The sequence below is a fragment of the Streptococcus parasanguinis genome, assembly GCF_015557775.1.
GTDB lineage: Bacteria > Bacillota > Bacilli > Lactobacillales > Streptococcaceae > Streptococcus > Streptococcus parasanguinis_AA.
The window spans coordinates 368,205-377,215 of sequence record NZ_JADNOY010000002.1 but is presented as its reverse complement, the minus strand read 5'-3'; the positions used below and the strand labels follow the sequence as shown (position 1 = coordinate 377,215).

Sequence of the window (9,011 nt, the reverse complement as noted above, 5' to 3'; positions counted from 1 at the left end):
AAAGATTCTGCGTCAAACTTCCTATTTTGACTTTATCCGCAGACGCCCTTTGTATCTTGATTTAGTCATGGAACTTCATCGAAGTTCGCTGACGTCCGTTCTCACCTAAGGAAAGTTTCTAAGAGGACCTTGTCTACATTCTAATTTCTGAGCTTTTCTTATTACATGATCCCGTTCTTTCCTGTCGGTAGGCTAATCCCTGCTTCCATCAAGGCATCATGGTAGAGTTTATAGTAGGTATGATAGACAGTCGTCTGGGTTCCATTTTGCGCAGTCATCGCAATGCGGAAGGAATAACGGCCATTTTTTTCAATCTGTGGGCCTAAAATCGTAGGACCTGTCAACACCTCTGGGTGTTTATCTTGTTCAGACTGATTGACCTGAGCAATCACCTGATAAATCTTGTCGAGATCGGTATTTGCATCTAGTGGAATATCGATTAGCACGCGCATATCGCCACGTGAGAGATTGCTGACAACGGTAATATTGCGATTCGGAACAAAGTGGAGAGTTCCATCAAAATCCCGCACCTGGGTCGTGCGAATCCCGACACTACTGACGATTCCGGCAATATTAATAGACCCATTCGTGAGACGAACATTGTCTCCCACGTCCAGCTGGCGTTCTAAAAGGATGAAGAAACCATTGACCAAATCGGAAAGAAAACCCTGGGCTCCCATCCCAATCGCCACCCCAGCAATCCCAGCACCAGCCAAGAGACTAGAGACTGGAAGACCCAGAATCGACAAAATCCAGTAGATCAAGATGAAATACAAACAATAGTTTAAGAGGCTCTCAACCAAACGGAGAATCGTATTTTTACGGGCTTCATCCTGCACCGTATACTTAAAGGAAGGGGTTAATATCCGCTTAACCAGGCTATGGATGACCTTTTTAGCGATAAAAAATAAGAGAAAGACAAAAATCAGAGAGATACATTTTGAGATCAGATCATCAAAAATCTTCGTCCAGTCTATTTTACTGAAATAACGTTGGAAAGCTTGACTCATTTATTCGGGCCTTTCTACCAAAGAATAGTATGATTATATCAAATATTCGGAAATAAGGCTATTTTTTAAAAATTTCATTACTTTTCCCCCCTCACTATCGTATGATATTCCTTAATTATTTTTTAAGGAGGTCCTACATGATTCATCGACTGATTACCACTTGGAATAAAACCAACCTTATGAAAAGGATCGCAATCGGGATTGTACTTGGAGTCATCCTAGCACTTCTCTTTCCGAAAGCAACTGGCATTGGACTCTTAGGAGAGTTCTTTGTTGGGGGGCTCCGTGCGATCGCACCCCTTCTGGTCTTTGCGCTCGTCGCAAATGCCCTCTCCCAACACCAAAAAGGGACAGAGACTAATATGAAAAAAGTCATCGTCCTCTATCTTCTAGGAACCTTTGCTGCTGCCTTTGTTGCTGTTTTGGTCAATTACATCTTCCCGATCACCATTACCCTGACTGGAAAGGCCGCTGAAGGATCCTCTCCAAACGGGATTGGCGAAGTGATTAGTAACCTCTTGCTCAAGATCGTCGACAACCCGGTCAATGCCTTGCAGCAAGCCAACTACATTGGAATCCTTTCTTGGGCAACTGTCTTTGGGATTGCCATGAGAGAGGCGAGTGAACATAGTAAAGACCTCCTCCAAACTCTAGCAGACATCACTTCAAAAATTGTTGAGTGGATTATCAACCTAGCTCCATTTGGGATCTTAGGCTTGGTCTTCACGACCATCGCTGGCCAAGGACTCAGTGCCCTTAGTAACTACGGGATTCTCTTACTTGTTTTGGTTGGTACCATGGCATTTGTAGCCCTGGTCATCAATCCATTGATCGTCTTTTTCATGATCCGCAAGAACCCTTATCCCCTTGTTTTTAAATGCCTCCGTGTCAGTGGGGTAACAGCCTTCTTCACCAGAAGTTCTGCAGCCAATATCCCTGTCAATATGCGTCTCTGTGAAGAGTTGGGGCTGAATCCAGACACCTATTCTGTCTCCATTCCACTTGGTTCAACTGTAAACATGGCAGGCGCAGCCGTGACGATCAATATTTTGACGCTAGCTGCTGCCAATACCTTACACATTCAGGTTGACTTTGGAACGGCGCTCATCCTGAGTGTCGTAGCGGCTATCTCTGCTTGTGGAGCATCTGGAGTTGCAGGAGGTTCTCTCCTTCTCATCCCTGTTGCTTGTAGCCTCTTTGGTATCACCAATGATTTGGCCATGCAAGTCGTCAGCGTCGGCTTTATCATCGGGGTCATCCAAGACTCTTGCGAAACAGCCCTCAACTCTTCGACAGATGTGCTCTTCACTGCCATCGCCGAAATGAGCAACTGGCCAAAAGAAAAACGCTATTAAATGATCCTATCTCACATAGACAAGAAAACCCAGACCTCGCGATCTGGGTTTTCTTATTTCTTAAAGTATTGTTTGCTTTCTTTGATGATGACAGGGGAAAGGACTAAGAGGGCGATCAGGTTGGGCAAAGCCATCAGCCCATTCACAATATCCGCGATCACCCAGACCAGGTCCAGCTTAAGGAAGCCTCCCAGTCCAACCATAAAGACAAAGAAGGTCCGATAGAGGTTTATATGTTTGACACCAAAAAGGAATTCGAAACACCGCTCTCCGTAATAAGACCATCCAAGAATAGTCGTGGTCGCAAAAAGCACCAAGCATAGCGTTAGAATGATGCCTCCGACTGGGCCAAAGACGCCTGTAAACGTATCCTGAGTCAGGGTGCTAGTGCTGCCCCTAGCCATCCACTCACCTGAAACCAAGAGCGAAAGTCCTGTCAAACTACAGATGATAATGGTATCAATAAAGGTTCCCGTCATGGAGATCAACCCTTGCTCGACGGGCTCATTGGTCTTCGCCGCCGCTGCTGCAATGGGTGCAGATCCGAGACCAGATTCATTGGAGAAAACTCCACGCGCTACCCCTTTTTGGATAGCCATTTTAACCGTTGCTCCTGCAAAACCTCCCATGGCTGCAGTCCCTGTAAAAGCACCCGAAAAGACTGCTTTTAAGGCTGGAAGCAATTGGTCCAGATGCAAGGCAATAATCGTGATGGTCGCAAAGATATAGGCAGCCGCCATAAAAGGAACCACTTTTTCAGAGACTTTGGAAATCCAGTGAATCCCTCCAAAGATGATGGTTGAAACCACCAGAGCAATTACTACACTAGCCACTTCTGGAGCTGTTCCAAAACTGGCTTGAAGGAATCCCGTAATGGAATTAACCTGGGTCATGGTTCCGATCCCAAAGAGGGCTACCAGCACTCCTGCAACCGCAAAGAAAATAGCCAGTGGTCGCCACTTCTCTCCCATCCCGTGAAGAATGTAGTACATCGGACCACCCGAGATATGACCATTGTCATCCTTGGTCCGATAACGAATGGCTAAGAGCCCTTCTGCATACTTGGTCGCCATTCCAAAGAAGGCTGCCATCCACATCCAAAAGAGGGCCCCTGAGCCACCTGTCTGAATCGCTGTAGCCACCCCTACAATATTCCCCGTCCCTACAGTAGCCGCTAGGGCTGTCGCAAGGGCTCCGAAGCTCGAGATATCCCCGTGTCCCTCATCTTCTGTAAAGATCAGGCGAAAAGCTTTTGGAAGGTAGCGGATCTGAAGTAAACCCAAGCGAAGGGTCAGGTAGATCCCTGTTCCTACCAAGAGCACCAACAGCGGGGCGCCCCACACTAGATTATCGAGTTGTTGAAAAAACTGCAATACATGATCCATTTTCTGTCTCCTTTTTCATCGACCGCTCGACAGAAAAGAGAAAAAGAAAGAGCACATGTCAAACATGTACTCTGGTCCTGCTTAAAATAGGGGACTTCCCCTATCTTTCGCTCTGTCCTTTTACCTGAGAGTTTGAGTAGATGCATCCTCTACCTTGCCCCTTCGGTGCCATTTCTGGTCTCTCCAGAGTTCCGTCCATTCACAGTCACTCACGCTCCTGCAAACTTCATTCGGTCGTATGTAATTTTCTCTATTTTAATCGATTTTCAAAAGTTTGTCAATCATTTCTGAAAATATCTTGTAAACTACCTGAAAATGTACGCTTTTTAATCACTCAAGGAGAAGTGATTGGTCATGAGGTTGCTAGCATCGAGCAAAATCTTGTCCAAGAGTTGATCTGTTGCTTCCTGGATTTGATCACTCATAGCTTGGTTTTCCGCCTCAAAATCAACAGTGTCACCTGCTGCAAGTGCACGATCGACTTTATTGATGCGCGCATGTCCCCAGGCCATTGTCGTCTCTTGGTAATCGTCCAAATCACCAACATGGTGAGCATAGTGAGGATCTGCTAGTCCTGCAATAATCCGGTTGGCCCAGTAGAAGGAATCCGTTGTTACCTTAGCCGTCGTATTGGCAAAGTAGTCTGGCGTTGTATCCACTTGGGTAAAGAAAGGAACGGCTGTATTGTAAGGCATGGAGCCATAAGAAATCCATTGGATGCCTGTCGTTTCTTGTGGTTTATTGGGACGCAATTGCAGAATCGCTGTCTGGCTGGTCCGGTTAATCCCGATCGTCCGAAAGGTCCGTTGACTCACGTGATCTCCTTCAGGACCATAAGGATCGTAGATGGTGTCTTGGTAATGGTTGCTCAAGACATATTTGACATCTTCAATCGTTACCTTGCGATAAGGTTTTTGACACCAAGGAATCTCAAAGCTCCGTGGATCCTGCTTGATTTCAGGATTGAGGAAACGCTGGATGGCCCAAGCCCGCGGTGTATTGTAGTGACGGTCCTTGTCTTTTTGGCTACCAAAGGCATAGCGTGGATTAAAACCTTTCCCTTCTTGATCCAGAATCAAATGGTGCTCTGTGACAAAACGTTCAAGATCCGGGTCACAAAGAAACTCATCTGGATTTCCAAATTCAAAATAATCGCTTCCCAGTTGGTTGGGGTTGGTCACATAGGCATCATCAGGGACACGGCGCGCCATCCAGTGGTGACCTCCGATGGTCTCCAACCACCAGATTTCATTCACATCTGAAATCGCAATCCCGTTAGACTCATAAGTTCCATACTCTTCCAAGATCTTTCCGAGACGCAAGACCCCTTCGCGGGCTGTCTTGACATAAGGCAAGACCAAGGTCAGCATATCTTCCTCACCGATACCACTCTCTACAAGAGGATCTGCCCCTAACACACGGCTATTGGTCGTAATGGTCTCTGTCTCACTCATGGCTACATTATAGACATTGATCCCAGCTTCTCCCCAGATCCCGTCTTTAGGAATCGCATCTGGAACCGCTGTATAGCGAACTGGATTATCTGGCAAGTCGATTTCAAAAGTTGATAAAACAGACTTGTAATGACGCGGTTGATCTTCTGGTTTGACCACGATCAATTTCTTGGGCGTAAAAACGCCATTTTGAGAATCCTCTGTTCGTGCTACAATGGTCGAACCATCATAACTAGCATTTTTTCCGACTAGAATCGTTGTACACGAATCTGCACTTTCACGTATACGCATGCGTATCCTCCCAAATCATTCATTGCCTCTATTATATCACTTTTAAAAGGGAGGACCTATTGAAAATCAGATTTAAAAGCGAATCCTTTTCAACAACTTTCAAATATTTTCATTTTATAAAATTTTAAAAACCCTAGCTGATAAACAGCTAGGTTTCGATTAGCCTTTAAACGTAACAATAGTCGCGCCACTTCCACCTGCATTTTGGGGGGCATATTCAAAACTCTTGACGTGTTTGTTGCGGCGGAGGTACTTGGTCACCCCTTCACGGATAACTCCCGTCCCGATTCCGTGGATGATATCGACTTGAGCCATGTTGTTGAGCAGGGCCTGATCGATAAAGCCATCTAGCTCTTGCATGGCCTCTTCATAGCGTTTCCCACGGAGGTCCAGACGCGCTCTCGGGCCACTCGTGTTCGAGCGTTTGACGACATTCACCTGGCGTTTCTTAGGTTGAGCCGCTTCTTTTTCAGCCTTGATGAGGTTGAATTCTTTTTCTTCCAAGGTCATCTTGATCAAGCCGACTTGCGCCTCCCAGCGGCCATCTTTGAGTTGCTTGACCAGGGTTCCGCGTTGGCCATAGCTGATAACCAAGATTTCATCTCCCACCTTAGGAGCACGCGCCTTTTTGGCTTTTTTCAAGACCTTGTTTTTAGAAAGGTCGACGGTTTCAGGAGCGAGTTTTTTCAACTGAGCCTTGGCTTCAATGATCTCATGTGGTTTCAACTGGGATTTGGCGTGAAGGCCTTGAAGGATACGGTCACTCTCTGAGAGGGCCATGTCCACAATTTCCTTGGCTTCTTCTCTCGCCTTATTGAGCTCTGTTTCTCTCTCTCGGGTCAGTTCGTTATAGAGTTTTCGAAGAGCACGATTGAATTTGAGATTTTCTTGCTCGACCTCTTGAATGGTATCCAAGCGCTTGCGACTTTCTAAGGTCTGTGCCTCCAATTTTTCAATAATCTGATTGACATCGTTATCCGTATTGGTCATCTTCATGGCATCCTGGATAATGGTCTCAGACAAGCCCAATCGGCGAGCGATCTCAAAGGCATTGGAGCGTCCAGGCACCCCTTGCATGAAGCGATAAGTCGGACGCAGACTCGCTGTATCAAATTCCATGCTGGCATTTTGCACTCCTGCAGTCTCAATCCCGTAGGCCTTGAGCTCTGGATAGTGGGTTGTCGCCATGGTCTTAATCCCGCGTAAGTGCAGGTCTTCTAGGATAGCAATAGCAAGGCCAGCCCCCTCTTGAGGATCGGTTCCAGCCCCCAACTCATCCAGAAGGATCAAGGAGGCGGTATCCACTTGATTTAAGATAGATACGATATTGGTCATATGACTGGAGAAGGTCGACAAGCTCTGCTCGATCGATTGTTCATCTCCAATATCCGCAAAGACCTGTGAGAAGATGCCCACACGACTACCTGGATCCGCTAGGATGGGAAGACCAGACTGGGCCATAATTTGCGCTAGTCCCAGCGTTTTGAGCATGATGGTTTTCCCCCCTGTATTGGGACCGGTAATCACGATTTCTGTCAAGTCCTCGGTAAAATGCAGGTCATTCGCGACGGCATTTTCAATCAAGGGATGACGTAGTTGCAAGAGCTGAATAGAGCGATTGCTACTAACCTCTGGTACCACTGCCTTACAATCGCGCATAAAGCGATACTTGGCTTTGATCAAGTCCAAGTGACCGATAATCCAAGCGTTATTTGCAATCTCTGCTGCATGAGGGCGCAGGGTGTCAGACAATTCCTCCAGAATCTGAATGATTTCATACCGTTCATCGGCTCGATGATTGGCAATTTCTTCATTAAGATTGACCACTGCTCGAGGCTCGATATAAACGGTATTCCCGCTGGCTGAGATATCGTGGACCACCCCTGCAATCCGGTTGCGATAGGTGTTTTTTACGGGTAGAACATTGCGGCCATTCCGACTAGCAATCACAGCATCCGCCAACATATCGGCCTTGCTTTTCAGCAGGTCTTGGAGAATCTCTCTGACCTGGTGTTCATTTTCCTGGATTCGACGGCGGATTTTGGCCAATTTTTCGCTGGCAAAAGACTCGACAAAGCCTCCTTCGTTGATAGCTTGAAGCCCACCTTGTAGGCGAGGAAGATCCACCAAGTTGTCAAAGAGGCGATTGAGCCTTTCCAGACGGACATTTTCCAAGTTGTCGTAGAAATCCTTGAGTTCATGTGTCACCCGAAGGACGGCTTTTAGCGCTAGTAATTCATCGATATTGAGGGATGCCTCCATCTCCAAACGCTTGGCGACTGGACGGACATCTTGAATGGTCGACACGGCAAAGCGAGGCTCTTCCAAGAGGATCTGCTCCATATCTTCTAGCTCCATAAAGGCCGTTTCGATGCTTTCTTTTTTATCAGTTGGAGTAAGGGCTGCTAGCTCCATCTCCCCTTGTTCTGTCTGTAGATAGGGTTCAAAGAGTTGCTTGACCTTGTCAAACTCCAGAATATCTAAGATTTTTTTGTTCATATTTCTCCTACAAAAAAAGTGAGCGTCCTTCTTTGAATCGGACTTGTCTCACTCCTTTCTTCATTTTTGCTCCTTAAGCTCCGATAATCGCAGTCACCCACAAGTTGTGGAACAAACTGGAACTAATCGGGGTATGAAGGATGATAAAGCGGATCAATCCACTTGCATTGAGTCTATTTTGGATGGAAGCCATGGGAACTGTTGAGAGGACAGTCAAGCCCATCTGGATGACCAAGAGAGTTATCACGACGGCGATCACTCCCGCTCCAATTTGATACTTGCGATCCTCCAATTTTTCTGGCTGAGGTACCAAGTGCATAAAGATCCCAATCACACGACCAATCAGGTAGACCATCGCAAAAATCAATACATATGCTAATCCTGCATAAAAGATGTCATCTAATTGAAATAGGTAGCGGTTGGCATAAAAATAATTCACCGATTGCTGGGTGGGACTCGAAAAAGGAACCCATAGAGACAACACCTTGGCCAGTCCCTTATAGCTGCCACCTGCAATCAAGAGGGCCACTAAGGTCACTAGAAAGTAATAGGACTGGAGGATAATCCCTCTTGCATAGCCAATATAAAAGCTCCATGCCAAAATCAATAAGATTAAGAAAGTTAACATGTATCTCCTCTTATTTGGATGATTTATCCTTTAAGTCGTCTAAAGCCTTGCGACGAAAAGCATCTAATTCTTTTTCTTTGTCATCAAACTCAATCTCGCGATTCAGTTGCATGGACAAACTATTTACTGCCAATAAGATCGCGATGGTTTCATCATCTGCCTCTGGCATTTGTTCCTTAATTGCTTGGTATTTTTCTTTCGCAACACGTTCGACTTCTTCCATAAACAAATTATCATGGTTGGTTGTTAAAGTGAGCGCTTTGTTTCCAAATGTAAATTTATATCTATTTAAGCTCGCCATAAAAATCACCTCACGGTATTATACCAAAAAAGGCTAGCTTTGTCAGTAGCAAAGCCCCTCTTCACAGGGATTTTCCAGTGGATTCTTT

At 46.0% G+C, this 9,011-nt stretch carries 7 protein-coding genes and 1 riboswitch; of the genes, 1 reads left to right on the top strand and 6 read right to left on the bottom strand.

Annotated features, from left to right (window positions below):
* Positions 1–161 precede the first annotated feature (161 nt).
* Positions 162–1,010 (bottom strand): mechanosensitive ion channel family protein, encoded by an 849-nt coding sequence (locus I2F76_RS04740; protein ID WP_003008782.1) that lies wholly within the window; start codon positions 1,008–1,010, stop codon positions 162–164.
* Between the two features lie 137 nt (positions 1,011–1,147).
* Between I2F76_RS04740 and sstT the strand changes: the two genes are divergently transcribed.
* Complete coding sequence (sstT, locus tag I2F76_RS04735; RefSeq protein WP_070590030.1) at positions 1,148–2,365, top strand: serine/threonine transporter SstT; 1,218 nt, start codon at positions 1,148–1,150, stop codon at positions 2,363–2,365.
* Between the two features lie 53 nt (positions 2,366–2,418).
* Here sstT and I2F76_RS04730 read toward each other — a convergent pair whose 3' ends face one another.
* From I2F76_RS04730 to I2F76_RS04710, 5 genes are all read right to left on the bottom strand, one after another.
* Positions 2,419–3,750: an alanine/glycine:cation symporter family protein gene (locus I2F76_RS04730; RefSeq protein WP_070590033.1), complete on the bottom strand. Its 1,332-nt coding sequence runs from the start codon at positions 3,748–3,750 to the stop codon at positions 2,419–2,421.
* Between the two features lie 102 nt (positions 3,751–3,852).
* A riboswitch (glycine riboswitch) is annotated at positions 3,853–3,947 on the bottom strand.
* 129 nt (positions 3,948–4,076) lie between these two features.
* Positions 4,077–5,495: a C69 family dipeptidase gene (locus I2F76_RS04725; protein WP_070590035.1), complete on the bottom strand. Its 1,419-nt coding sequence runs from the start codon at positions 5,493–5,495 to the stop codon at positions 4,077–4,079.
* 159 nt (positions 5,496–5,654) lie between these two features.
* Complete coding sequence (locus tag I2F76_RS04720) at positions 5,655–7,994, bottom strand: endonuclease MutS2 (RefSeq protein ID WP_070590038.1); 2,340 nt, start codon at positions 7,992–7,994, stop codon at positions 5,655–5,657.
* A gap of 73 nt (positions 7,995–8,067) precedes the next feature.
* The gene (locus I2F76_RS04715) at positions 8,068–8,622 is read right to left on the bottom strand and encodes a CvpA family protein (protein ID WP_003008795.1); all 555 of its coding nucleotides are present in this window, start codon (positions 8,620–8,622) and stop codon (positions 8,068–8,070) included.
* A gap of 10 nt (positions 8,623–8,632) precedes the next feature.
* Positions 8,633–8,923 (bottom strand): hypothetical protein, encoded by a 291-nt coding sequence (locus tag I2F76_RS04710; RefSeq protein WP_070506075.1) that lies wholly within the window; start codon positions 8,921–8,923, stop codon positions 8,633–8,635.
* Positions 8,924–9,011: the final 88 nt, after the last annotated feature.

Coding starts and splice junctions, on each gene's coding strand:
- I2F76_RS04740 (WP_003008782.1), bottom strand. CDS start 1,010: ATGAGTCAAGCTTTCCAACGTTATTTCAGTAAAATAGACTGGACGAAG.
- sstT (WP_070590030.1), top strand. CDS start 1,148: ATGATTCATCGACTGATTACCACTTGGAATAAAACCAACCTTATGAAA.
- I2F76_RS04730 (WP_070590033.1), bottom strand. CDS start 3,750: ATGGATCATGTATTGCAGTTTTTTCAACAACTCGATAATCTAGTGTGG.
- I2F76_RS04725 (WP_070590035.1), bottom strand. CDS start 5,495: ATGCGTATACGTGAAAGTGCAGATTCGTGTACAACGATTCTAGTCGGA.
- I2F76_RS04720 (WP_070590038.1), bottom strand. CDS start 7,994: ATGAACAAAAAAATCTTAGATATTCTGGAGTTTGACAAGGTCAAGCAA.
- I2F76_RS04715 (WP_003008795.1), bottom strand. CDS start 8,622: ATGTTAACTTTCTTAATCTTATTGATTTTGGCATGGAGCTTTTATATT.
- I2F76_RS04710 (WP_070506075.1), bottom strand. CDS start 8,923: ATGGCGAGCTTAAATAGATATAAATTTACATTTGGAAACAAAGCGCTC.